We start from the raw sequence: 24,492 nt of genomic DNA, 5'->3' as shown, positions 1-24,492 counted from the left end.
TCCTAATAACTTAGAATCATTAGGTTACCCCTAACAGCTCAAATGATTCATACCATACTTTCTAAAGAACAATATCAAGCTCCTAACTCTTTATCTAAGCAATGATAAATAGGGAGCTTTTTATGATCTTTAATCTATTGGTAAATCCTACTGTATTGTGAGCGAAATATTGCTTGTATCTTCCTTATCCCGACTTACTTGCTCCTTGTTGGGTTTCTGATCGCTCATCGTTTCAAAAAATACCCGCTCTTTGAGCAGATTATAAAAACTGTTTAAAACCAGGGCGCTTTTAACCGTCACATCATTATCAGCACGCTTTTGGGCAATGGAGGGAACTTTTTGTAAAAATGAATAGCGTACCCGGGCTTCCATATCCCCTTTTAAATCTTTTTCCCAGCATGGGTTGGCCGTAATTTGTCGGTCGCAACCCAATACCACTATACTCGATTTTTTAAGAATCTCACCGGGATTTAAAATATAGTTCTGCATATTATGAGATAATTTTTTTACTAACCCAGGTTGGTTGTGCCAAAAAGTAGCGGTGAGTAAAGGGGAGTTTGCCCCATGAGCAAGCGTGACTCGAGGAACATGATAGCTACTGGTACAAATAACCAGATTTGGCGAACGAGATAAATTGTGGGTTTTACAAAAGCGGCTCCAGTGCGTATCAAGAAATCGACTTAACCCAAGAACTTGCCCAAGAGTATTGTCAAACGGAATCGCATCAATAATAAATAAAGCGGCAGGATACCCATTGAACGCTCCTTTTGCTTTCAATATTGTCCTCAGCTCCTCATTTTGTCGCTGAACTCCATTGAAATAAATATAAACAGGTTTAGTAATGCCGTTTTTAAGATTGTTTTGTGTACATTGCTTTGCGATGTTAATTCCATATTCCATTCGACGTACCGTGTCGGTTTTATCGTATTCGTTTTCACATAAAACAAATTTATCAGCTGCCACCTCTAAATAGTTACCAAAAAATCCACTACGTCCGGAAAGAATGACCACCATATCGGTATCTTGCAGAGACACATGCTGTGCATCAATCGCTTCCGCAAGCGCATATTCCGTTGTAAGTTCATTGGGATCAATGGGAAATTCTTTTATTGAGGCAGTGGGTTTTCCTAGTGCGCCCAGAATCGCTTTGGTAGATAGTGTCATACTCTTATTTTAAGTCTGTTTTTATAGATGAAATGTCCCAGAATAGATGAAATTATATGTAATAACAACACTATTACTGTGGCAAGCAACCAGGTACTATTTCAACTCAAAAAAGAAATTTTCTTCTTGTTCTTGATGCTGCGAACACTCAATCAAGGCATGAAAATGAAATTCCAGGCCAAGGAATTACTCTGATTTTTTGGGTTTCTTAGGCCAAGTAAAATAAAAAGTGGTGCCCTTGCCTAATTCTGAATACACCCTTATTTTTCCACCATTTAATTCAATGATTTTCTTTACAATGGTTAAACCCACGCCTGTACTTTCAAATTCATCACGCCCTCTTAGGGTTTGAAATATGGTAAAAATTTTTTCATGGTATTCCGATTCGATGCCAGGGCCATCATCCTTAATAGAAAACTCATAAAAGTCGTCAATCCCTTTAGCATCAATATCAATGTTACCTGCTTTTTTATGGTGATGTTTCATACTGTTATCAATTAAATTAGAAAAAATTTGACTTAATTGAATTTCATCAGCATGTAGTGTTGGAAGATGTTCAGTATAATGAATATTAAAACTTTTAGCAGGATCTAGGGTTTCAATTATCCCTTTTATAAGATCCTTAGTATTGACTGTTTGTATTTTCTTTTCTGTATATCCAACTCGTGAATAACCTAAAACGCCTGATATTAAATTTGACATGCGTTTCACACGACTGCGTAATAAAGCAAAACTCTTCCTACCTTGCTCATCTAATTTATCACCACTATCTTCCTCAATCCAAGTAGAAAGCAGTTCAATCGCACGCAGAGGTGCCTTTAAATCATGTGAAACAATGTAGGCGAATTGCTCTAATTCTTTATTAATTTTAATCAATTGCTCTTCTAAGCGTTTCTGCTGGGTAATATTGTGTGAAATGTTGAGATAACCAATTGGTTTGCCTTCATCATCCTTGCGCATCGTCATTACAACCGAGGCAATAAAATGAGAACCGTCTTTGCGAATGCGTTCGATAAACTCTTCAGCCTCACTTTCCATGTTCACTTTTTCTAAAAACCGTTTATATTGCCCTGAGTTAATATATTCAGGTGTATGGAGCATCTCAAGATTTGCCTTACCCACAACTTCTTCTGCTGTATATCCATAATTATAAAACGCACCCTTATTCCAAATTAAAATATCACCGGTCAAGTTGGTGGCTATGATGGAATATTCTCGCGAACTTTCTAAAACATTGTGTAATAAATTTTTAGATGATCGCTCTATTTCAGTCACAGCTTTCTGATCTTGCAAAGATCGAGTTCGCACTTCCAATTCTTTTATAATGTCTTGTTCTTTATTTAATGCATCCTCTAGACTCTTTATAAACTCTAAAGCTCTTTTGTCATAAAAATAAGCCAAACATAAAATAATGAACAACAAACCCAAAATGGATATTATGTCCAAAAGTGGGGAGTGCACAATCGGTAATGAGGGCGTTAAGAAGGCAAAGAATCCTAAACCATAGATCAAGATTACCGCTATGCTGCATACACAAGCCGAAAAGATCCCTGATTTAATTCCACCAAAAAAGAATGCTGTGATGGGCGGTAAAGCGAGCCAAAATGTTGCCGGTGCAGATATTCCCCCAGTAGTATAACCCAGCCAAAATAAACTTAGCGCTAAACTACCAACAATGAGCTCACGTGTCCAAAATACCGATCCTGAATTCTTTAATATAAATGCGGCACCTACAATACAAGCCCCTTCGAGTAAAATCACCAAAGCAGCAGCCTTTGCGCCCAAAAAATAATAAAAAAATGCAAAAATAGGCGCTGAGGTAGCGGCAATTATGACGCCACCAAGAATATTTTTGGCGCGAAAATAATCTTCACGACGTGCTTTAATCTTTTCTGGAATAAAATAATTGATTAATTGGGTCAACATGGCAAGCACTTAGAGCAATTGATATTCCCTTAGTTCAATACTAGTACATTTCCAATAATAATGAACTAAGGGTATCCCATACTTAATTAAAATATAAACGGGTTTTGTAAGGTTAATCCCATAGAAAAATCATTATTTAGACTTAGGAAAAAGTGACATTTGTGTTTCATTTCACAACAATTTAAACTAGTTAACACCTGAAATTATCATTGATTATTAATGAAATTTTTAAAAATCAGCTTTTATATTGCATTAATTTGTAGTTCAACAATTTTATACTCTGAAAACATTACGATTACTGATTATCAACGAACCTATATACCGGTTTATACGAAAGATGGGACTCTTTCGATTGCTCTTCGTACCTTCAAAAGAAATAACATTCCTTCATTTTTAATGGTTAATACCGATAACTTAGATACCGGTGTTGTACCAATCACCGAAATATCCCTTACTGATGGGAAAAATAGTAACCGCCTTGGTGATTATGCCCAGTGGCAGATTGCAAGTACCAATTATTATCAATTACTGCAAAAATACACCTCAAAACCCTATGTCATGGAAAATTATGGTTTAACCCATGCTAAAAGTACTATTTTAGGCAATATATTAACTATAGATATGTGCCAATCTTCTGTACCCTTTGAAAAAGAGTTTTTTGATCAATTAGCGAGTTTATCTAATAAAAAACCTATTCCTGTGGCTATATCGATGTCTGGATTGTGGTTATTGATGCATCAAAACGAGTTTCAATACCTATTGGATCTACAAGCAAAAAAACAATTAACAATTACTTGGGTCAATCACTCCTTTAGTCATCCTTATTACGATGATTTGCCCTATGCCAATAACTTTCTTTTATCGAAGATGATTAATGAAGAGAGTGAAATTCTGTTAACGGAAAAATATCTTTTAGAACAAAATCAAGTGCCTTCCATTTTCTTTAGATTCCCTGGTCTTATTGCCAATAAAAAATTAATTAGGAAAATCAAGAAGTTTGGCTTAATCCCTTTAGGTGCTGATGCTTGGATAGCAAAAAACCAGCCCATTACTCCAGGAGCTATAATACTAGTGCATGGTAATGGTAATGAACATCAAGGAATTACCACATTAACCCCCAAACTAAGACAATTAGATTTCGTGCCCATTAACTCTAGTGTATAAAAGCTTATTAAAGTAAGACCATAGGGTATAAAGAATGAACTATCAAATAGATCAGGTACAACCAAATGTTGCTGAACAGTTATGTAGGGAAATTACTATCGATTTACCAGAATGGTTTGGTCTACCTGAATGCAATGAGTACTATGTAAATGGAGTAAAAGAGCACATCAATTTTGCAGTAAATGTAAATAAGAGGTATGTAGGACTCCTCTGTTTAGAATTTCCATATCCAAGAAATGGGAGTATTTTTTGGATCGGAATTCTTCGTCAATTCCATGGACAGGGTCTTGGATATGCATTAATGCGGGAAGCAATTAGATATGCAGTAGCTCAATCAGCACTTACAATCACTGTTGAAACCTTATCTCCAGATGAACGGGATGCGAATTATTTAAATACCTATAGATTCTATGAGCGTCAGGGATTCCAACCACTTTTTAATTTAAAGCCTGCTGGCTATCAATGGAATATGGTTTATATGTCCTTAATTTTGGATAATAAAATCCAAGAAAATAAACTCGAGCCCTTTCATCCATTTCTTCGACCGGCTTCTATCAAGGATTATCGAACCATTCAAAATATGGCCCGTTTTTATGTTTACGATATGTCACGTTATTGTGGATTTATCTCCGATGATTGGGCTTGTCCAAAGGAAGGTCTTTATGAAAGTTTCGATTTTAAAATTTATTTTGAGGACCCTACTCGGAAAGCATTTCTTGTCCTCGTAGAAAATGAACTTGCTGGTTTTGTCTTACTGAATCAAATCGGCATTTCATCAACTACTCAATGGAACATGGGAGAATTCTTTATTTTGGCAAAATTTCAAGGCAAAGGTGTAGCGGCTCAAATTGCCGAGGAACTTTGGAAAACTCATCCTGGGCAATGGGAGGTAAGCGTAATTCCTGAAAATGTTCTTGCTTTGAAGTTTTGGTGTAAAACCATTGCAAATTTCACCAATAATAATTATTCAAAAGAATTAAAAAGTGTTAGTTATCATCCAGAACATCCTTCTCGCTATATTTTAACTTTTAATTCCAGATCTACAGATTACTCATGTTACGCACATGACCTTGTAGTTTGAATAAAAAGCATTAGAATTTCGTCCTTATTTTAGGGAGGAAGTTAAATGGATATGCTTGATCTTTATAGTGATTATTTAATTTGTCAGAACAAATATGCGACAGCCACCGGATTATCTGATTTGGTTGATGGAGCATTTGCGCATGACAAGGTGACTCGATTTCTTCGTTTTGAGTCTTTTGATTCAAAATCCCTTTGGCGCTATGTAAAAAAGCCAGTGAGGTCGCAAGAAACGGTTGGTGGTGTCTTAATACTGGATGACTCCATCGAAGAGAAACCCTACACGGATGAGAATGAAATTAATTGTTGGCATTACTCTCATGCTAAAGGGAGCGTGCTCAAAGGAATCAACATCTTGTCATGCATGGTTCGCTATGCTGACTTCAGTGTACCCATAGGGTATGAGGTGATTAAAAAAGATGTTGCCTATTGTGATATTAAAACCAAACAAGCCAGAAGAAAATCATCGGTTACCAAAAATCAATTATTTCAAAACCTGATTACTCAGGCCATTACCAATAAAGTGATGTTTGATTATGTGCTTGCAGACAACTGGTTTGGCTCGAAGGCCAATATGGTTCACATCCATAAAGACCTTCAAAAATCGTTTATCATTGGGATTAAATCTAACCGCACGTTAGCTTTATCTGAAAACGAGGCCAAAAACGGACGGTACCAACAAGTAAGAGCTTTAGAATTAGAAGAGGATGTAGCCCACACAGTCTGGCTTAAAGGCCTAGACTTCCCCGTGAGGCTCCTGAAAAAAGTGTTCAAAAACGAAAACGGTTCAACAGGAATTCTCTATCTTGTTTCTAATGACATGCCAAGTAGTGCCGAACGTCTTTATGAAGTGTACCAGAAACGGTGGCGGATTGAAGAGTATCACAAATCAATTAAGCAAAATGCAAGCTTAACCAAGTCGCCCACTCGAACCGTTAAAACTCAGTGTAATCATATTTATGCTTCTATTATTGCATACTGCAAGCTGGAATTGTTGAAGATAAAAACTCAATTAAATCATTTTGCCATTAAGTACAGATTGATCCTTAGAGCAAATCAGCTTGCATGGCGGGAGCTTAAAAATATGGCTGCTTAAAATAGATCGTGCGTAACATGAGCAGATTAGGATGTTAAAAGGGTCTGATTAGCTAATCGGAGCTAATTTTTATTTAATTTTGCGCTCCGTTATGGATAACTAATCAAATCTATTATCGTGGCAACGGCGATAACAAGTTGAAGAATACAGTATTGTTTGGGTTACCAAATAAACGGTATAAGCCGCGTGGTGACTTCTTTTTGATACTCCGTGTATCCTGGCAAATCCCGTGCAAGTATTTTTTCCTCATTTAGGATACGAGCAACTAGAATGGACAAAAGGACCGGAACCCAAAGCAGCGTCCACCAAGAACCAAGTGCAAGCGGCGTGCCGATGAAAAGAAATATGGCACCAAGGTACATCGGGTGACGGACGACCCCGTATAGACCAGTGCTTATTACTTTTTGCCCCTCTTCAACACGAATGTTGGCAGCAGCATAAGTATTCACTTTTGAGACAAGATAAAAAATATAGAATGAGAAAACAATTAGCACGTCACCGATGATCGAGACGTACCCGGGTACCAGCGACCAACCGAAGCGCACATCGAGCGGCGGCAGAACAATAAGCACGGTACAGGTCACAAAAAGTAAAAGCATAATAATTTTCTGCGCAGGTTCCTTTTCATACGCTATGCCCGCTTCGGTACGGCGCTTGAGAAGCGCTGGATCATGTTTTGCTAAATATACGCTGTATGCGGCAGAGGCAATCATGAATACCGCCATATAAACCCAACCTTGCCAATAGTTCAGGGTACCTGCTGGGATAAAAAGGAGGGCGAGCATCACAAGCGTCCCCAAAATTGAAGATCGAATCAGTTGTTTGTAAAGAGAGTCCATATCTCCTTCTTTCTCTTCGAGTTAGCTTTCAAATCCAAAACTTGGTTTTCATCTTACACTTGACCTTTATTTGAAACAACTATAGAACAATCTGAGAAATCGATGGATTGGGTGCGAAAACTACTTTTGAGGTGCTCGAGATCACAGCGGATTCACCAAAATTTATTTTTAACAATGCATAACCCCAAGATAATAAGACAAAAAAATGGTTTTTCCTGTTTATATTTCTTTATACGGCGATAAAACCCGGGGCTTTTAATTAAATGCCCATGCAACGCATGAATAGCTAAATCGAGAGCATTGGTTAAAGTAAATGGATTTAGAAAAAATACTTGCTCCCCTTGTTCCGCCCCTGGATTTATTCGTTTAAAAAAAGACTCTGCTGCAGTAGGAGGCTTTTGCTTCACATGGAACTCTTTTTTTACTTTCTTTGCTAGATTAGTAGCAATTAAATTTCCCTGTTCCACTCGATAACTGTCTACTCCTATTTCATGTAGGGCTTTGATCATCAGTTGAGTGATGTCCTCTGGCGTTTCTTCATCAGGATTAGGCCATGAGGGTTTGTGCTTTAAAGAATAAACTAAAGAACCCGAGCTTGAAGCTAAACCGGAGCAGTATTTGCGTTTGAATGGATATTTTAAAAATAAACGAAAAACATATTTGGCTGAAGCATGAGAAATACACCCTTCATGTGCACAGGATGGATCGACCACGACATTGCCAAAATAAATAATCGATGTTTTTTTAAAATTAATGATCTGTACCCCAATGGTAGCAACCAAATGATGGCTTTGTTTATGGTAATAGAACAGTAGATAATCGCGAGGGAGCAGATAATCCAAAATAGTTTGCGCGTCCAGATGAATTTGCTGTTGATGCAATGCAACCAGCTCTTGCTTTTGTGAATCAGTTAAATGTCCGGGTTTGATCGTTTTTACATACAAATTCTTCACGTTGACCCCAAAACTCATTCTCTTTTAGAAAAAAGCATGTTGCGCTCTTAATCTGTTCTGTAGTTAATGCTTGAAATGAGGATTTGGAGATTTTTTAAATTATTATTCAGTTCACACCGTTAATCCCATACAACGCATTGCTAATACATCTTTTTAAATACTCAACCTTTAAGTGGATTACAAAAGCCATATTGTTTAAATTTAGACCATAATAAAGGGATTTCCAGAAGTTTTAGTCGATTCAAAGGGAATCAATGCATGATTATTTTTAACCCCTACCAATTCATTACTCTTTATATCCTATACTCAATAATAGTTTGGACTTGCATGACCTAGCGAGTTAGTCAGCTATCTGGAAGAAAAAATATGGATCAAAACATACCGGATTCCTTTTTCGAACAACTTCAAGCTACAGGAACAATCATTAGAGAACCAGATCTTGCCTTTTATAAAAAAAACACCTTAGGTATTAACGCGGAGATTGATGCCGTATTCCAACCCGAGTGCAAGGAAGATGTGCAAAAACTGGTTTTATTAGCCAATAAATTCCAAATCTCATTATATCCGATTAGTACAGGTCGTAATTGGGGATTGGGGAGTGCCATACCAAAACGTAACAAATCAGTGGTTGTAGACCTATCCAAAATGAAACAAGTGATTCATTTTGAAGAAAAAACAGGAATAATCACCATTCAGCCCGGAGTAACTCAAGGCGACTTACGCGTCTTTCTTGATAGCAAAAAAGCTCGATTCATGAGTTCCATTACCGGAGCCGGCCCGAATACCAGCATTATAGGTAATATCTTGGATAAAGGCGTGGGGGTTTTAGGATCGGCCATTCATACCATTCGTTCTATTGAATGCGTACTTCCAGATGGCTCCCTTTATAACGATGGGATAAATGTGCTTTGTAAAAAACAACTCACCCCCCCCATCAGAATTGGTGTTGGTCCTCTCTTGGAAGGTTTATTTATTCAATGCGATTTTGCTATAGTCACCGCGATGACCATAGCGTTATATCACCAACCCAAATACATCACTACCTTTTACATTAGTGCTCCTGATAAAGCAGCCCTGGCTAAGACCATTGATATTTATCATCAATATAATGCCCTAAATGGCCACAGCAATATACTCAGTGGGAGATGGAGCAAGGCCTTACTTCCTACGAAACAAACGGGTGGATATTCTTATTCTTGCATCATCGCGAGTATGGACCTCTCGTTACATCAAGCCAGAAAAAAAATGTTAAAAAAGCTCATACGAAACGGAGGCTTAAAAGGTTACTCCATTGGCGATAAAAACATTTTGCGTTTAAAAAAAATGTTTCATCGTCCTTTTATGCAAAAGCATTTTAGTCGAATTGCCTCATTAGTAGATTTATTGGACATGTCATTGAGTTATGCAAAAGGATATCCCAATGAGCATAATTTAAAAGAACAATATCAACTGCTGCAAATTGATGTTCCTCAAGACAGGTATTTAGAATTAGCAGAAGATGGTGTTGGCTTTATATGGTATATTGTCCTCTTCGCAGCGACATCAGAAAACTTACTTTCTTTTCATGAGCTTGTCAGTACGTCAGCTGAGCTGCACCAAGTGACTGATAACCGATTTCACGTCCTTCCCTATAAATCGGATGTATTAGTAGGATTAGCGCGTGTCGCATTCAATCTTTCTGATCCTACTGGCAAAGACAAAGCGCATGCTTTTTATCTGGATCTTTTAGAACGAGGGATAAAACAAGGGTTTGTCCCCCATCGCGTACCTATCCATGTCATCAACACCCTTGTTAATTTAGAGAGCCCTTATTGGTCTTTGATCAAAAAAATTAAAGACGCGATTGATCCTCATCACATTATTGCCCCAGATAAATATTGGACAAAATAAAGGGCCTCTTTTTACTTTTTAATCTTTATAAACGAAGCTATGAAAGTATATTTAAATCAATAAATAATTATTTATCGTGCCCAAAAGACAAATCCTTCGCAAACCTCCTCTTAACAAATGTTAAAAATCAAAGCAGATTGACCCAAGTTACCTATGAATAAATACGATCGAATAACGGGAATAAGATGCTAATAAAACAATGAATAAAGCAAAACATAAAGATACATACAAATAGATCACAGGCTTAAAAAGAGCTTACAAACAAACTTATATATTAACCAACTTATTGATTTTTAATAAAATAAAAAAGTTATCAACAAGAGATATAAGACATAGTAATAATAAAAAATTTAAAAAAATAAATTTAATGAAGTTATTAACAGCGAGCACTTTTCAAATTAAAAAAAGAAAATATACAAAAAATAATCAAATGCTAAAATTGACAGTAGAAAAAAAGTTCTCTATCATTGCCAGCCTCATAATTTATTAGCAGGTTCATCATGAAACGTACCTTTCAACCCAGTAATTTAAAACGTAAACGTGATCATGGTTTTCGTGAGCGTATGGCTACTCGTGCAGGTAGATTAGTAATTAAACGTCGTCGTGCTAAAGGCCGTAAGCGTTTGACTGCATAAGTGTTTGCATTTAAAAAAACACAACGATTATTAACCAAAAAAGATTATAATCATGTGTTTGAACAAGCAAAAAAAATAGTAACATCCGAATTTATCATTCTCTCTAGAGAGAATAATTTAGGTTATGCACGACTTGGGCTGGCGTTATCAAAAAAAGTGATAGCAAAAGCTCATGATCGAAATCGTATCAAACGGCTGTTAAGAGAAAGCTTTCGACAAGAAGAACTACCTGCAGTCGATGTGGTTTTTTTAGCAAGACAAGGCGTAGCAAAACAAACAAGTGCAAGTATAAACGCTAGAATGGGCAAAACATGGAAAAAAATAATCTCATGTTACGAAAAATAGTTTGTTTTCCCATCAAACTATATCAATATTTGATTAGCCCCTTGTTAAAGCCAAGTTGCCGATATTACCCAAGTTGTTCACAATATGCGGAAAGCGCTATCCAACAATGTGGCATAACCAAAGGTTTATGGATGGCTTTAAAAAGAGTATTACGGTGCCACCCTTGGTCACGCGGTGGTTACGATCCAGTACTCCCCAACAACGAGAATCATTGATGGATATACGACGTATTGTTTTATATATGGCGCTTGCGCTAGTTAGTTTATCACTTTGGAATGCCTGGCAAATAGATTATCCTGCTAAGCCTATACCAACAGAAAATACGATGAGCCAAGAGAACAGTGGCCAGCCATTGTTACCTCAAGTAGCACCCTCTAACTCCAATACATCAACTCCAACAACTGCAGTTGTTGAGCAAGCCAATAACAGCAATGCCCCATTAGTCCGTGTTAAAACAGACGTTTTAGATGTAAGTATTGATCTGCAACATGGCGATGTAGTCTCTGGAAAGCTCCTTGATTATCCTCAAAGTGTGGATGAAAAAAATAAGCCATTTCTTCTGTTACAGAACCAATCTGGCGAGCGTTATGTGGCGAACAGCAGTCTTTTTGTTCCTGCAGGACAGAATGTTCAAGCACTTAATTTTAATTTTACAACCCCAAAACAACAATACGAACTGGCTCCCGATCAGAAGCAATTAGTAGTAACACTGAGTGGAAAAAATGACGATGGACTCGATGTTAAAAAAGAGCTCGTTTTTACTAAAGGTAGCTACCTCATCGAGGTAAATTACAAAATCGTTAATAGCAGCAGCACTGATTGGACTGGATATTTGAATACGCAGCTTTTACGTAGTTCACCCAAAGAAGACAAATCAAGTGTATTTCATGTTGGCTCATATACAGGCGCTTCCTATTCAGAACCAGGAAAACATCGTTATCAAAAAGTAAGCTTTAGTGACATGAATAAAGCAAACCTGGATGTGGACAGTAAAGGTGGCTGGATTGCCATGCAGCAACACTATTTTTTAACAGCTTGGATTCCAACTGCGGATACGAATAATAAATTTTATACACGAGCGGTAAATAATGATTATACCATTGGTGCTGTAAGCAACCCGATTACACTGAAACCTGAGGAGCAAAAAACGGTCAGTGCTAAATTGTATTTAGGCCCAGAAATTACCAGTGTCTTAAAAAATATTGCTCCATCGCTTGATCTTACCGTCGATTATGGAATTTTATGGTTTTTATCATCGCTATTATTCTCGTTGATGAAAGCGATTTATAATGTTGTAGGTAACTGGGGCTGGTCTATCGTTTTAGTGACCGTATTAATCAAGTTAGCCTTTTATCGTTTATCTGCTGCTAGCTATAAATCCATGGCTGGAATGCGAAAGTTACAGCCTAAATTACAAGCCTTGCGCGAGCGCTATGGCGATGATAAAGCAAAAATCAGCCAGGCTACCATGGAGTTATACAAACAGGAAAAAGTAAATCCTTTGGGCGGTTGTTTACCCATCGTGATTCAAATTCCTGTCTTTATTGCTCTGTATTGGGTTTTACTGGAAAGTGTTGAGTTAAGACAAGCGCCCTTTATTTTCTGGATTAAAGATTTGGCTTCAGCTGATCCCTATCATGTATTGCCATTAATTATGGGGGCTACGATGCTGATTCAACAAAAATTAAATCCAGCACCTCCGGATCCAATGCAAGCAAAAGTCATGATGTTTTTACCGGTATTATTTACAGGTTTGTTTTGGAATTTTCCAGCCGGTTTGGTATTGTATTGGATTGTGAATAATACTTTATCTATATTGCAACAATGGTACATTACCCGTAAATATTCTGATGAAAAATCTGTAAAAAAACTTGCTCCAGCTAAATAAATGTCTACAGAAACTATAGTAGCTATCGCTACCCCACCCGGAAGAGGTGGGGTAGGAATTATCCGATTATCAGGGCCAGAAGCATATTCTATTGCTGTATTGCTTAATGGCAATAAGACCTTAAAACCCCGCTTGGCAACTTTTTGTTCCTTTTACTCATTTACAGCAAACAATAAATCACCATCCTTAGATTCTTTAATTGATCAAGGAATTATGATTTATTTTAAAGCACCTCATTCGTTTACCGGTGAGGACGTTGTTGAAATCCAAGCCCATGGTTCTCCTGTTGTTCTTGATATGCTTACCAAAGTATGTATGCAACTTGGGGCTCGCATGGCACGGCCAGGCGAATTTTCGGAACGCGCGTTTTTAAATGATAAAATTGATTTAACTCAAGCAGAAGCAATAGCTGATCTAATCCAAGCCAGTTCACAAACTGCCGCGCGAATGGCTTTAAAGTCCTTACAAGGTGAGTTCTCAAATAAAATTAATCAATTAAATGAAAAAATTATTCATTTACGCCTGTATGTAGAAGCGGCAATTGATTTCCCAGAAGAGGAAATAGATTTTCTTAATGACGGTAAAGTTGCCCATTTATTACAAAATATTGTAACCGAATTAGAAGAGATACGAGCTCAAGCCAATCAGGGAGTGATCCTGCGCGAAGGGTTATCCGTAGTGATTGCTGGAAGGCCTAATGCGGGAAAATCAACTTTAATTAATTGCTTGGCTGGACGTGATATTGCCATAGTTACCGAAATTGCTGGCACTACACGTGATGTCATGCGAGAACATATTTTACTGGATGATATTCCCCTGCACATCATCGATACCGCGGGGTTACGCGAATCGAATGATGTAGTTGAAAAAGAGGGAATTAAACGCGCATGGCAAGAACTAAAGAAAGCAGATTGTGTGTTACTTGTTGTTGATGTGAATGATTTAGAGCAGCATTATCATTTAACAAAAGAAATTAAAACCGCATTACCTCCAGAAGTTCCTATTATTACTGTATTCAATAAAATTGATACCTTGGGACATACTACGCAAATACATGATCATACCGTCTATATTTCTGCAAAATCAGGAGAGGGAATGGATGGTTTGAAGCAATTGATAAAACAAGTTGTAGGTTATCAACCGAATGAGGGGCACTTTCTTGCCAGAAGACGTCATCTGCACGCACTAGATGAAGCCAAAAGAATACTGTCTATTGGCCAACAACAACTGCTCGAGCATCGAGCTGGGGAATTGTTAGCCGAAGATTTACGTCAAGCACATCAAAATTTGTGTGAAATCACTGGCGAATTCACTTCTGATGATTTATTAGGGTATATCTTTTCCAGTTTCTGCATTGGTAAGTAAAAGGTTTGCGGTGGAGCCCAAGCGCTCACCTAGACTGAACTGCATGCCCCGTCAGTAAGGCCAGGGATGTTTATTATTTGTGCTATTCTTATATATAGAGCTTTATAAACGAGGTATTCATTATGGCTCAGATAGCCGAAGGAGTAGCCAAGCAGATAGCAGACGATTCTTTAGACATAATAAACGATGCCGCACAGATGTTACAAAATCAAAACAATAACCAATCTAATGATGACTCAAGCATGAGCATGGACTCCCCTTCAGGAACTAATTCAGATCTTATGCAGATTGCCTCATCTATGCTACCTGATGCTCTAGATGATATTGTGCAATCTGTAAGTGGCGGACAAAATCAATCACCAGTAGACCAAGGAGAAAATCTTCTTGAAGAAGGTGCTGATGAGGGCTTGAATATGGGGATGTCATTCATAGAGGGAAAATAAGTAAGCTGATTGGATTTAATCCATATTACCAAACGATTTAATAGTGCCTCATGAGCAGTCGATGTTCCAACGAGCGCTCATGAAATACTGCGCTGGAGATTTATTCCTTCTGGTGATACCACAATTGAATTGATTTTGATCATCTATTGGCAATGGAACCATTGTCTCAATTAAAAATTTTAAAAAATTTTTTTCTTAATATTCTCGCCGACTTAGGTTGAATTTTAGTGCAAGTGCCTTGGAATGGGATTTACAGCGTGTTTTCTTTTGCCTATGATAATTGTACGTAAATCAAAAAAAGAACCATTTATGTCACCACGAGGCGGAAAAAGAGCAGGTGCAGGGCGTCCCAAGGGTGAGCCGACCAAAGCAGTTCGTCTTCCCCTATCTCAACTTATTGAGTTAGAGCAACTAAAGAATCGCGGGGCATACCAGCTGCCGGTATTTGCAAGCAAAATACAAGCAGGTTTTCCATCACCTGCCGATGATTACATTGAGGGCTATCTCGATTTAAATACCAAATTCATAAAGCACCCAGCCTCCACATTTGTGTTGCAAGCGACAGGAGATTCCATGGTGAATGCGGGTATTTTTTCAGGGGATTGGCTTTTAGTCGATAGAAGCATAGAACCGTCCGATGGTCGTATTGTGATTGCTGCGGTCAATGGTGAGCTCACCGTAAAACACCTGTCGAAAAAGGCAGGCAAGGTACAATTACTCCCTGCTAATCCCAAATTTAAACCCATTGATATTACGGAGGAGGATGAAATGGTGATTTGGGGTGTGGTGACTTTAGTGCTACATGAGCTTGTCTAACATGTTTGCGCTAGTGGATTGCAATAATTTTTATGCCAGTTGTGAGCGCTTGTTTCGCCCTGATTTAAAGGACGTTCCTATCGTGGTGTTATCCAATAATGATGGATGTTGCATCGCGCGTTCGAATGAGGCTAAGGCATTGGGCATTACCATGGGTGAGCCTTATTTTAAAATTAAAAATTTGTGCAAACAGCACGGAGTGAAAGCCTTTTCCTCGAATTACACTCTTTACGGCAACATCAGTCATCGCGTGATGTGTACCATTGAAGAAAGCTGGCCGCATGTGGAAATTTACTCCATTGATGAAGCATTTCTTGATTTAAGTAGCTTACCCTTAGCCATCCACGATTCCTTTTGCGAACAATTACAAAAGAAAATCTTAAAACATACAGGGATACCTACTTCGATTGGTATAGGGCCCACTAAAACCTTGGCCAAGGTAGCCAATCATTTGTGTAAAAAAGTTTTTAAAATTCCCATATTTAATATTACCTCGAACCGTGAATCCTTATTGCAGCAGATTTCCGTAGGGGACATCTGGGGTGTAGGACGGCAATGGGAAAACAAATTAATCGCGCGCGGCATTCATACTGCCTATGATTTGGCAACGACGAATCCTCATCTTTTGAAGAAGAGTTTTAATGTGGTGCTGATGCGGACAGCAATCGAACTGCAAGGAGTTGCCTGTGGTGGTTTAGAAGAGGTCGAGGCCAAACAAAATATTATGTCCTCTAAAAGTTTTGGACAAATGCAAACACAATTGGCTTCAATCGCGGAATCAGTCAGCAGTCATTGTGCCCGAGCGGTGGAAAAAATGCGTCATCAACATTTGGTGGCACAACGCATAAGTGTTTTTCTGCATACCAATCGGTTTCGCGAGGATTTGGCGCAACATGTTCAATCCATAGAGTTTCGTTTTATTAATCCCACTGATGATTTGCGCTTAATTACTAAAATCGCCAAACGATGTCTGCAACGTATTTTTAAAAGTGGATATTACTATAAAAAAGCGGGTGTATGTCTTCTTGACTTAATTCCTAAAAAACCACGACAGCTGGATTTGTTTCACCAACCATGTGAGGAACAAATACAAGACGCAGAGCAATTGATGAGTGTGTTTGATCAAATCAACCAAAAATTTGGACGAAGCACCATTCGACTCGCAGCGGAAGGCTATGCAAAGCCTTGGGCGATGCGAGCAGAACTTAAATCACCTGCTTATACCACTCGATGGTCTGAGGTTCCTCTGGTTCGGGTGTATTAAAAGAGGACATCATGAAAGAGGTAAAGGATAAAAATTCAATAAGAAAAATCATTCATATTGATATGGATTGTTTTTATGCCGCAATTGAGATGCGTGATTTTCCTGAGCTGGCCAATAAACCCATCGCGGTAGGAGGGGCCGCTGACCGCAGAGGGGTTATTGCAACGTGCAATTATGCAGCCCGTACATTTGGGGTACGCTCTGCCATGTCCACCGCACAGGCACTGAAATTATGCCGTCACCTTATTTTGCGACCTGTGCGTATGGAAGTTTATCGAAATGAAAGCCAATATATTAGAGATTTATTTGCAGAATACACTGATCTTATTGAACCGTTATCTTTAGATGAAGCTTATCTTGATGTGACGGACTCACCTAATTGTAAAGGAAGTGCTACTTGGATAGCTCAAGAGTTACGGGAGCGAATATATCAGACACGACAATTGACTGCGAGTGCAGGAATTGCACCGAACAAGAGTTTGGCAAAAATTGCCAGTGATTGGCATAAACCGAATGGGCAAAAGGTGATTAAACCAGAGGAAGTGGCTGCATTTATGATTGATTTGCCTGTACGTAAATTATTTGGTGTAGGCCCTAAAATGGAAGAGAGACTCAAGTCGTTAAATATTCAAACCTGTGGTGATTTACAGCATCATTCAATGGACTATTTAGTGAATGAGTTTGGCGTGATGGGGCAGAGGCTTTATGATTTAGCGCGGGGTGTGGATGAGCGTCCCGTTAATCCTGAGCGTATTCGAAAATCGATTAGTGTCGAAGAAACTTTTTTGCACGATTTACCGGATGTGGAAGCCTGTTTGGCTGCTTTACCCGAATTAATGGTGCGCCTTGAAGCACGAATCCAGCGAGCCGGAGAAGTTCTTGGAATACATACTCTTTTTGTTAAATTAAAATTCAATGATTTTCAGCAAACCACAGTGGAGCGCGTGCATGACAGTCTCGATTTTAAAATTGTATGCCAACTCATCCATGAAGGTTTCTTAAGAAAGCGTATGCCAGTGCGATTATTAGGCATAGGAATCAAATTGAAGCAAGAGACAATCCTTGAGGGGATTCAACTTGAATTAGATTTGGATGAGACCCTATTTGAAAAGTAAATCTTAATTTCTCTTCTGTTTAAAATGAAAGCATCGATTATAATTCGTTAAGCCTTAATGATTGTTTTATAATCCAAAAATCGCTCCAGGGATCTTTTGCTAATTGCTTTAAACGGGAAGGTAAGGTTTTAATAGTGAAACTATTATCTGCTTGATTATCACTTAACTCATCCCATGAAAGTGGGGTTGCAACAGAGCCATGAATTTTTGCTCTAGTAGAATAAGGTGCTATGGCTGTTGCTGTACGTTGATTACGTAAGTAATCTACAAAAATTTTGCCATTACGTTTTGATTTAGTCATTTTACTGATGTAACGCTGAGGGTTTAATTTCTCTAAAAATTGAGCAAAGATCTGAGTAAATAGCTTTACTTCCTCCCATTCGTATTCAGGTAAAATTGGGATAACTATGTGTAACCCTTTGCCGCCACTACTTTTTACAAATGATTTTAATTGATATTGGATTAAATGCTCGCGAACATCGAATGCTGCAGTAACGACATCAGCCCAAGCCACATCTGGGGCAGGATCTAAATCAATAATAATGATATCTGGCTGTTCTAGATGATTAATGGTACTGCCCCAAGGGTGAATTTCTAAAACGCCCATTTGAACGAGACTTAATAACCCCTCTTTGTCATTTAAATAAATGTAGTGCTCATGATCCTCGTCTGTGGGATCTTCAATGGGATGAAGCGCTTTTTTAGTTGCTTTATTATAATGGCGTTGATAAAAACATTTATTGTAATCTGAAGGGCAACGCACTAAGGTTAATGGCCTTAGAGTCAAATAAGGAAGAATGTAATCACTGACTGCTTCATAATAAGTCAGTAGATCGTGTTTGCTTATGTCATCTTCAGGATAAAGAATTTTATCCGGATTGGTCATTTTAAATTGAGAATGGTTCTTGGTGGTTTGTGTCGCTTTTTCTTTTTTTACCTTTCTTAAAGGAAGCTCAAGCTCACGCATGACTTCAGTGGGTTTTTTATCCAATCGCATCCCTTTAAAACTAGGGTGCCGCAAAAGACCTTCTTTTGTCCACTCCGTAAATTCTACCTCACAGACCAAAAGCGGTTTTAGCCAATGGGCCTGAGTAGGAGGTTTGCTATTAAATGGATTAATTGGTGCCCTATTTTGGAGTAGAAGTTCATTGATTTCATTCAGTGATTGGGTATTAAATCCTGTCCCCACATTTCCTGTATAATCCAATGTTCCTTTTTTATTATATACCCCAAGTAACAGCGAACCAAAATGAGCACGTCCTCCTCTAGGGGAAGTGTAACCACCAATTACGAACTCTTGTCGTTTAATGCATTTAATTTTTAACCAATCTTTGCTTCGTTTAGAAAGGTAGACTCCATCTACACGCTTAGAAATAATTCCTTCCAAGGCATGGCTACAAGAATATTCATAAAGCTCTTTTCCTTCTGTAATGATATGGTCACTAAAATGAAGGAGAGGTACATTAGCAGCAAGAATTTTTTTTAAAATCGATTTACGCTCAATTAAGGTTAGTCCTCGTAAGTCGTAACCTTCAAAGTACAGTAAGTCGAAAAGGAAATAAATCAAAGGGGCTTTTTTTTTATTTTTAATAGAGCTTTGTAATAATTGAAAATCCGAACGCCCTTCAGCATCCAGGACGACTACCTCCCCGTCGAGAATGAGTTGAGCAAAAGGAAGTTGATTTATTGCTTCGGCAATAGGCTGTAACTCATGGGTCCAATCTTTATTATTGCGCGATTTAAGCATGACTTCTGCACCATTTTTAAAGGATAAAATTCGATAACCATCTAGTTTAATTTCATGAGCCCACTGGTTACCTTCAGGGGGCTCGCCAACTAAAGTTGCAAGTTGTGGTGCAATAAAATCAGGAAAATTGGTTTTTCTTAGATTTTCTGGTAGGGAAATAGTGGGTTTAATTTTTGCTTTTTTTTTCGCTCTTTGGGGCTTAACTGCTTTAGCCTCGGAATTTTGCCAGACATGGGTATAATGTTTCGCAATTTCCTCGATGGAGTAGTTTGATTTAACACTTTTTGTTAGAATTTGGGTTACATCATAGTCTTGCTCTTCTTTGCTGTATTGATCTTCGTATTTAATCAAAAACCAATTTTTTTCATCTTTAAATCGAATTAAGTCCCAGCGGCCATTTAATTTTTTAGCATGAAGATTAAAACGCAAATGTCCTTTTTCATAGGCTGTATAAGGATTATCATCGAGTGGCTCCCAAGTTCCCTTATCCCATAGCATCACCGTTCCTCCACCATACTGTCCTTTAGGAATAATGCCTTCAAAAGAGCCATATTCAATGGGATGATCTTCGACGTGTAGGGCGAGACGTTTGACTTTTGGATCAAGGCTTGGTCCTTTGGGGATGGCCCAACTTTTTAAGACACCATTCAGTTCAAGACGAAAATCATAATGGAGATGGCTTGCAGCATGCTTTTGAATTACAAACAGACGCGAATGTTCTTTGATAACCTTGCCTTTCGGTTCGGGAGTTTTAGTAAAATCTCTTTTTTTATGATATTGACTAAGTCCCATAACACGATTCCTTATTTTGTAGCACTCCTTTTGGTTGCAGAAGATTTGTTCGATTTTTTCTTTTTCATGCTTTCTTTCAAAAGTGAAACAAAATCAACTACAGAATCATGGCTTCGAACCGCTTTAGAGACTTTTTTACCTTTTTTGGTTATGTCCTTGATTTGTTGATCCAGCCATTTTTGCATCGTTTCGCGATATTCATTATGATACTTTTCTGGCTCCCAAATGGCGCTCATATCATTAATTAAATCGACTGCCATCTTTATTTCTTTATCCGAAATTTTGTACGTTTTTATATTTTCTTTAGGAACATTAAGGTCTTCTTCTGAACGGAGTTCATCTTTAAAATGAATAAGATATAAAAGGAGAGTATGCTCATGTGGAAGAATGATACTCAAATATTCTTTGGTGCGTAATATGGTTTTGGCCACACCCACTTTGTTTGTTTTTTTTAAAGCTTCACGTAGAAGTACATAGGCTTTTTTATTTTTTCCTTCAGGAATTAAATAATAGGGTTTTGTAAAAAAGAGACTATCAATATCTTTCATGTCGACAAATTCTTCGATATCAATGGTTTTAAAGAGCTCAGGACTCGCTTTTTCAAAAGCTTCTTCATTGATGATAATGTAATTACCCTTATCGTATTCATAACCTTTTACAATTTCGTTCCAGGGTACTTCCTTGCCCGATTCTTCGTCTACTCGCTGATAACGTACGCGGGTTTGTGTTTTGGAATTTAGTAGATGAAAGTGTATTTCATTTTTTTCTTCGGTAGAGATCAATGAAATTGGAATTGAAACCAATCCAAAAGAAATATCACCTTTCCAAATTGAGCGCACCATCCTTAACTCCCTGATTTATTCTCAAAAGTACATTTAGGTATAATAGATACTGTTTAATTATAGGACACAATGAGGTTTCATTGGAAAAAGAAAGGAATGGGATAGCTCAAGTGATGCATTTTTATCTGATTATATTAACGTTTTTTTATTAAAAATTATTTGTAGTCGTGCGGCAATAAGAGGAGCTATCTATCAGTAACCTAGCAATTTAAGTCCATCAAGAGCAGCCATTTTTTATCGCAGTATGAGTTGCCAATTAAGCATAGAATGATTGTTAATTCTTTGTTTTTTTAATGAGCTTGCCTCTCCTCTTAAAAAGTGGATTTAATCAGTTATAACATAGCGGTTTCGAATCAAAGACGAGGGGTTACCTGAGTTAGAGTCTAAAATAGCATCTATTTATTTATTGAAAAATTTTAATTTGACAAATAGTCACCTCTTATTAAGCTTATTTATAGACGCATGGCAAATTGCAATTCATTTAGGATGGCTAAAGGGAGATTAGTGATGAATGACTTTGATGAGAATGCAAAAGAAATAAAAAGAAAAGCGAGTGAACTTTTAAAAACAGCTAAAGAAAAAGCAGGAAATGCTTATTATTAAACGAAACCTAAGGCAGATGCTCACATGTTGCTGATTAATCTTGCCCGAATATTTGAGTTAGAGGCAGATAAACAATTACCGCCACCCTCATCAGGATATCATCAGAAAGATGATATCAATGAGCTTAAAAATAGCTATTGTAAAAATTTTTGTAGTGAAATCAAAATCTTAAAGTCAACTTTAAAAACTGTTTACTTGTGATAGGACGCAGTCTTAAAAGAGTACTTTTTATCTGTGGCCGATGAGGGATGTGGTTTCGTAAGCAACATACTCAAAAGTATTTCGAGGGTGTGCTAAAAAATTAGACCAGGTCGTCACTCACCAAGACAATCACAGAAACCCATTAACAAATGGAAAAGTAGCTGCGGGGATAAAGTCACATATGCTTAACCGAATGCCATTGACGTACACACCAGGCCCTATACTCAAAATCTCCAGCTATGGAAAGAGAATTATACTAAACGTATCGGCGCCTTCCCAAATAACAAAAGATAGTTCACTAAAAAATCATTTGGATCATTGTATTGATTTATTGTATAAATTTTGATATTTTTATTTAAATAGTTATCAATTAGGGGTTATTATGAGAGTGGAAAGTGGCGTCTTGTATGAGGTTTTAGACAGCGATGTACAAAGTGATGGAACTTTCATTGTACCAGATACAGTTACCTCATTTGGTCGTGAAGCGTTTAAAAATTGCCGGAGTTTAGCCGCCGTCAACAATACAGGGAATTTGATCTCGATTCGTATAGAGGCATTTTCTCAATGCATGAACTTATCATCCATTACCTTGCCAGATGAGTTGACAATGATTGGAACACAGGCATTTTTTGAGTGCATTGGATTACAAACTATCACTCTGCCGAAGAAGTTGACCTCTATTGGTACAGAGGCATTTGGCGGTTGTAAGAATTTAACCTCCATCATCTTGCCAGAGGAATTGACCTCGATTAAAGATCTAACATTTTTCGGATGCACTAGTTTAACCACCATCACCTTACCAAAGAGCGTGAACTCGATTGGTGTGGGTGCATTTCATAACTGCAAAGCCTTAAACACTATTACGCTGCCAAAGGGATTAAAATCGATTGGTGTTGATGCATTTAAGGGCTGCGTTAACCTAAAACATATTGTCATTAATACGGATAAGGAAGAAGAATACGAAAATATTAAAAAGCTTTTACCCGAGGAACTAAAAGATAAAGTAACCTCTTTTAGCGTAATTGAGCAGAGTAAAAAAATTCAATCCCAATGCCTGCAACAATTAGTGAATGAACCTAATACGAATTTCTTGTATCAGGAACTTCTACGTGAAGGTAATGCCCCGCCTCCTGAGCTTGAGAACCTCCCCGTGGAAGTAATGGCCCAAATTAATAGCCATATGAAAAGCGATAACCGGTACTCTGTCAAAGCACAAAAAGAACTTGATGCCTTAACCATCCCGGATTCAGAGGAAGGCCTGGAAAAGTATGGCGAGGACTGTAAGGCAATAGTAACCAAATACCTTGATGCTGCCAACCAACGAGCATACTATCTTGCAGACAAGGCCGCTAGTAAACAAGCAGAGTCCATGTTGCAAAGTTATGGCATCTTCGCCAAAGAGAAGAGGGAAAACTTAGAAACTGAAGAGAAGAGCTCGGATAATGATTTTTCTCCAAATAAGTCAGGCTAGAAGATTTTTTCTCCTATCTGGCTATAACTTCGCTGTTGATAATTGAGTTAAATTACAGAAACGGGGCAAATGCGAACAAGAAATCTCAAAGTTACGACAATATTCTTTCGATGATTTAAATCTGTTTGTCACTTAAGAAATTTATAGAAAAGACAGAATGAATATTGTAATGCTTCTTTGCAGTTGTTGCAGAAGGGGTTTCTGTACTTTCTGAATTAAATGCAATTAGAACATTTTGCAATAATTCAGAAACTTTTAAAACCATGCAAAAAGATTCATTTTCAGGAGATTATAAACGTAAACAAGAGTTTATTCAGGCAATAAAAGAAGCCAAGGCATTTTCTAATATGCTTCCAATTATCGATAAATTTAATCCAGGTATGGAAAAAGAATCTATGGCTATTAAAGCATTATTCAAATCAGTAGTATTTTTTGGCAGTTATGTTAATAGTGATGCTGATTTTGTATATCACTTGCCAACATTGAAAAGCGAAATTATTAATTATGCAGGTCCAAAAAACCGTTTTTAACTCATGGTCTTTTGTATAAATTACTTTATTATTTTTCATTTCATCAAATAAAAAATTGGACATTTCATCGTTACCAGTTGCTAAGACCAGATGTAAAAGCGTTTTATTCTCTTCATCACAAGCAAATAAAGAATCAGAAGAGCGTTCGTTGATTAATTTAACCAGATCTATCACATCCTCGTCAATTATCTCGCTCACATGCAAGAATGGTATCGGAGCATGGCACTTCTATTTCATTACGTGAGATTTTTCCAAATAAAAAACGGGGCGAAAAATTACATAAGTTAAAAAACAAATAAAAAGAATATTATTTATTATCGAAT

Annotated in this window: 21 protein-coding genes; 15 read left to right on the top strand and 6 right to left on the bottom strand. The window is 37.6% G+C overall.

Annotation, left to right across the window (positions count from 1 at the left end; genetic code table 11):
* Positions 1–147: 147 nt before the first annotated feature.
* Together OQJ26_RS17855 and OQJ26_RS17850 are read right to left on the bottom strand one after the other, a co-directional pair.
* Positions 148–1,164 carry a hypothetical protein gene (locus tag OQJ26_RS17855; RefSeq protein WP_265705059.1) on the bottom strand — a complete coding sequence of 339 codons (1,017 nt, stop codon included), beginning with the start codon at positions 1,162–1,164 and terminating at the stop codon, positions 148–150.
* A 186-nt stretch (positions 1,165–1,350) separates the two neighbouring features.
* Positions 1,351–3,090 carry an ATP-binding protein gene (locus OQJ26_RS17850; protein WP_265705058.1) on the bottom strand — a complete coding sequence of 580 codons (1,740 nt, stop codon included), beginning with the start codon at positions 3,088–3,090 and terminating at the stop codon, positions 1,351–1,353.
* A 219-nt stretch (positions 3,091–3,309) separates the two neighbouring features.
* On the opposite strand from OQJ26_RS17850, the gene OQJ26_RS17845 reads away from it, so the two are divergent.
* From OQJ26_RS17845 to OQJ26_RS17835, 3 genes are read left to right on the top strand one after another with little or no spacing between them, the layout of a single operon-like run.
* On the top strand, positions 3,310–4,254 hold the full coding sequence (locus OQJ26_RS17845; RefSeq protein ID WP_265705057.1) for a polysaccharide deacetylase family protein: 945 nt from the start codon (positions 3,310–3,312) through the stop codon (positions 4,252–4,254).
* 34 nt (positions 4,255–4,288) lie between these two features.
* Complete coding sequence (locus OQJ26_RS17840; protein WP_265705056.1) at positions 4,289–5,335, top strand: GNAT family N-acetyltransferase; 1,047 nt, start codon at positions 4,289–4,291, stop codon at positions 5,333–5,335.
* Positions 5,336–5,380: 45 nt separating this feature from the next.
* Positions 5,381–6,430, top strand: a complete 1,050-nt coding sequence (locus OQJ26_RS17835; RefSeq protein ID WP_265701959.1) for an IS701 family transposase — start codon at positions 5,381–5,383, stop codon at positions 6,428–6,430.
* A gap of 161 nt (positions 6,431–6,591) precedes the next feature.
* Here OQJ26_RS17835 and OQJ26_RS17830 read toward each other — a convergent pair whose 3' ends face one another.
* Both OQJ26_RS17830 and OQJ26_RS17825 read right to left on the bottom strand, forming a co-directional pair.
* Positions 6,592–7,269 carry a methyltransferase family protein gene (locus OQJ26_RS17830; RefSeq protein WP_265705055.1) on the bottom strand — a complete coding sequence of 226 codons (678 nt, stop codon included), beginning with the start codon at positions 7,267–7,269 and terminating at the stop codon, positions 6,592–6,594.
* A 152-nt stretch (positions 7,270–7,421) separates the two neighbouring features.
* Positions 7,422–8,222 (bottom strand): hypothetical protein, encoded by an 801-nt coding sequence (locus tag OQJ26_RS17825; protein WP_265705054.1) that lies wholly within the window; start codon positions 8,220–8,222, stop codon positions 7,422–7,424.
* Positions 8,223–8,588: 366 nt separating this feature from the next.
* Here OQJ26_RS17825 and OQJ26_RS17820 point away from each other — a divergent pair, with 366 nt between their 5' ends.
* The 10 genes from OQJ26_RS17820 to dinB all read left to right on the top strand — a co-directional run bounded on the left by OQJ26_RS17820 (position 8,589) and on the right by dinB (position 17,983).
* Positions 8,589–10,112: an FAD-binding oxidoreductase gene (locus tag OQJ26_RS17820; protein WP_265705053.1), complete on the top strand. Its 1,524-nt coding sequence runs from the start codon at positions 8,589–8,591 to the stop codon at positions 10,110–10,112.
* Between the two features lie 500 nt (positions 10,113–10,612).
* Positions 10,613–10,747, top strand: coding sequence for a 50S ribosomal protein L34 (rpmH, locus tag OQJ26_RS17815; RefSeq protein WP_019232681.1), 135 nt, complete (start codon positions 10,613–10,615; stop codon positions 10,745–10,747).
* The gene (gene rnpA / locus OQJ26_RS17810; protein ID WP_265705052.1) at positions 10,748–11,092 is read left to right on the top strand and encodes a ribonuclease P protein component; all 345 of its coding nucleotides are present in this window, start codon (positions 10,748–10,750) and stop codon (positions 11,090–11,092) included.
* Entirely contained in the window at positions 11,059–11,307 is a 249-nt protein-coding gene (gene yidD / locus OQJ26_RS17805) for a membrane protein insertion efficiency factor YidD (protein ID WP_265705051.1), read from the top strand. Before rnpA ends, yidD begins: the two co-directional genes overlap by 34 nt.
* Complete coding sequence (gene yidC, locus OQJ26_RS17800) at positions 11,307–12,980, top strand: membrane protein insertase YidC (protein ID WP_265705050.1); 1,674 nt, start codon at positions 11,307–11,309, stop codon at positions 12,978–12,980. The genes yidD and yidC overlap by 1 nt, the downstream gene beginning before the upstream one ends.
* Entirely contained in the window at positions 12,981–14,345 is a 1,365-nt protein-coding gene (mnmE, locus tag OQJ26_RS17795) for a tRNA uridine-5-carboxymethylaminomethyl(34) synthesis GTPase MnmE (RefSeq protein WP_265705049.1), read from the top strand.
* Positions 14,346–14,467: 122 nt separating this feature from the next.
* Complete coding sequence (locus tag OQJ26_RS17790; protein WP_265705048.1) at positions 14,468–14,788, top strand: hypothetical protein; 321 nt, start codon at positions 14,468–14,470, stop codon at positions 14,786–14,788.
* A gap of 309 nt (positions 14,789–15,097) precedes the next feature.
* Positions 15,098–15,604, top strand: a complete 507-nt coding sequence (locus tag OQJ26_RS17785; protein ID WP_265705047.1) for a LexA family protein — start codon at positions 15,098–15,100, stop codon at positions 15,602–15,604.
* Complete coding sequence (locus tag OQJ26_RS17780; protein ID WP_265705046.1) at positions 15,591–16,868, top strand: Y-family DNA polymerase; 1,278 nt, start codon at positions 15,591–15,593, stop codon at positions 16,866–16,868. Before OQJ26_RS17785 ends, OQJ26_RS17780 begins: the two co-directional genes overlap by 14 nt.
* 11 nt (positions 16,869–16,879) lie before the next feature.
* Positions 16,880–17,983: a DNA polymerase IV gene (gene dinB / locus OQJ26_RS17775; protein ID WP_265705045.1), complete on the top strand. Its 1,104-nt coding sequence runs from the start codon at positions 16,880–16,882 to the stop codon at positions 17,981–17,983.
* Positions 17,984–18,020: 37 nt separating this feature from the next.
* Here the strand turns inward: dinB and ligD are convergent, their stop codons facing one another.
* Together ligD and ku are read right to left on the bottom strand one after the other, a co-directional pair.
* On the bottom strand, positions 18,021–20,522 hold the full coding sequence (gene ligD / locus OQJ26_RS17770; RefSeq protein ID WP_265705044.1) for a DNA ligase D: 2,502 nt from the start codon (positions 20,520–20,522) through the stop codon (positions 18,021–18,023).
* Between the two features lie 11 nt (positions 20,523–20,533).
* A complete protein-coding gene (ku, locus tag OQJ26_RS17765; protein ID WP_265705043.1) occupies positions 20,534–21,364 on the bottom strand; it encodes a non-homologous end joining protein Ku in 831 nt (276 codons plus the stop codon).
* A gap of 1,186 nt (positions 21,365–22,550) precedes the next feature.
* On the opposite strand from ku, the gene OQJ26_RS17760 reads away from it, so the two are divergent.
* Both OQJ26_RS17760 and OQJ26_RS17755 read left to right on the top strand, forming a co-directional pair.
* Positions 22,551–23,639: a leucine-rich repeat domain-containing protein gene (locus OQJ26_RS17760; protein ID WP_265705042.1), complete on the top strand. Its 1,089-nt coding sequence runs from the start codon at positions 22,551–22,553 to the stop codon at positions 23,637–23,639.
* 263 nt (positions 23,640–23,902) lie between these two features.
* Positions 23,903–24,169 carry a hypothetical protein gene (locus OQJ26_RS17755; RefSeq protein WP_265705041.1) on the top strand — a complete coding sequence of 89 codons (267 nt, stop codon included), beginning with the start codon at positions 23,903–23,905 and terminating at the stop codon, positions 24,167–24,169.
* The last annotated feature ends 323 nt before the right edge of the window (positions 24,170–24,492 follow it).

It is taken from the genome of Legionella sheltonii (assembly GCF_026191355.1).
GTDB lineage: Bacteria > Pseudomonadota > Gammaproteobacteria > Legionellales > Legionellaceae > Legionella > Legionella sheltonii.
This window is presented reverse-complemented; position numbering and strand designations above follow the sequence as displayed.

Bases quoted from the DNA above. Each gene is read 5' to 3' on its own strand.
- OQJ26_RS17855 (WP_265705059.1), bottom strand. From the start codon at position 1,164: ATGACACTATCTACCAAAGCGATTCTGGGCGCACTAGGAAAACCCACT.
- OQJ26_RS17850 (WP_265705058.1), bottom strand. From the start codon at position 3,090: ATGTTGACCCAATTAATCAATTATTTTATTCCAGAAAAGATTAAAGCA.
- OQJ26_RS17845 (WP_265705057.1), top strand. From the start codon at position 3,310: ATGAAATTTTTAAAAATCAGCTTTTATATTGCATTAATTTGTAGTTCA.
- OQJ26_RS17840 (WP_265705056.1), top strand. From the start codon at position 4,289: ATGAACTATCAAATAGATCAGGTACAACCAAATGTTGCTGAACAGTTA.
- OQJ26_RS17835 (WP_265701959.1), top strand. From the start codon at position 5,381: ATGGATATGCTTGATCTTTATAGTGATTATTTAATTTGTCAGAACAAA.
- OQJ26_RS17830 (WP_265705055.1), bottom strand. From the start codon at position 7,269: ATGGACTCTCTTTACAAACAACTGATTCGATCTTCAATTTTGGGGACG.
- OQJ26_RS17820 (WP_265705053.1), top strand. From the start codon at position 8,589: ATGGATCAAAACATACCGGATTCCTTTTTCGAACAACTTCAAGCTACA.
- rpmH (WP_019232681.1), top strand. From the start codon at position 10,613: ATGAAACGTACCTTTCAACCCAGTAATTTAAAACGTAAACGTGATCAT.
- yidD (WP_265705051.1), top strand. From the start codon at position 11,059: ATGGAAAAAAATAATCTCATGTTACGAAAAATAGTTTGTTTTCCCATC.
- yidC (WP_265705050.1), top strand. From the start codon at position 11,307: ATGGATATACGACGTATTGTTTTATATATGGCGCTTGCGCTAGTTAGT.
- mnmE (WP_265705049.1), top strand. From the start codon at position 12,981: ATGTCTACAGAAACTATAGTAGCTATCGCTACCCCACCCGGAAGAGGT.
- OQJ26_RS17790 (WP_265705048.1), top strand. From the start codon at position 14,468: ATGGCTCAGATAGCCGAAGGAGTAGCCAAGCAGATAGCAGACGATTCT.
- OQJ26_RS17785 (WP_265705047.1), top strand. From the start codon at position 15,098: ATGTCACCACGAGGCGGAAAAAGAGCAGGTGCAGGGCGTCCCAAGGGT.
- OQJ26_RS17780 (WP_265705046.1), top strand. From the start codon at position 15,591: ATGAGCTTGTCTAACATGTTTGCGCTAGTGGATTGCAATAATTTTTAT.
- dinB (WP_265705045.1), top strand. From the start codon at position 16,880: ATGAAAGAGGTAAAGGATAAAAATTCAATAAGAAAAATCATTCATATT.
- ligD (WP_265705044.1), bottom strand. From the start codon at position 20,522: ATGGGACTTAGTCAATATCATAAAAAAAGAGATTTTACTAAAACTCCC.
- ku (WP_265705043.1), bottom strand. From the start codon at position 21,364: ATGGTGCGCTCAATTTGGAAAGGTGATATTTCTTTTGGATTGGTTTCA.
- OQJ26_RS17760 (WP_265705042.1), top strand. From the start codon at position 22,551: ATGAGAGTGGAAAGTGGCGTCTTGTATGAGGTTTTAGACAGCGATGTA.
- OQJ26_RS17755 (WP_265705041.1), top strand. From the start codon at position 23,903: ATGCAAAAAGATTCATTTTCAGGAGATTATAAACGTAAACAAGAGTTT.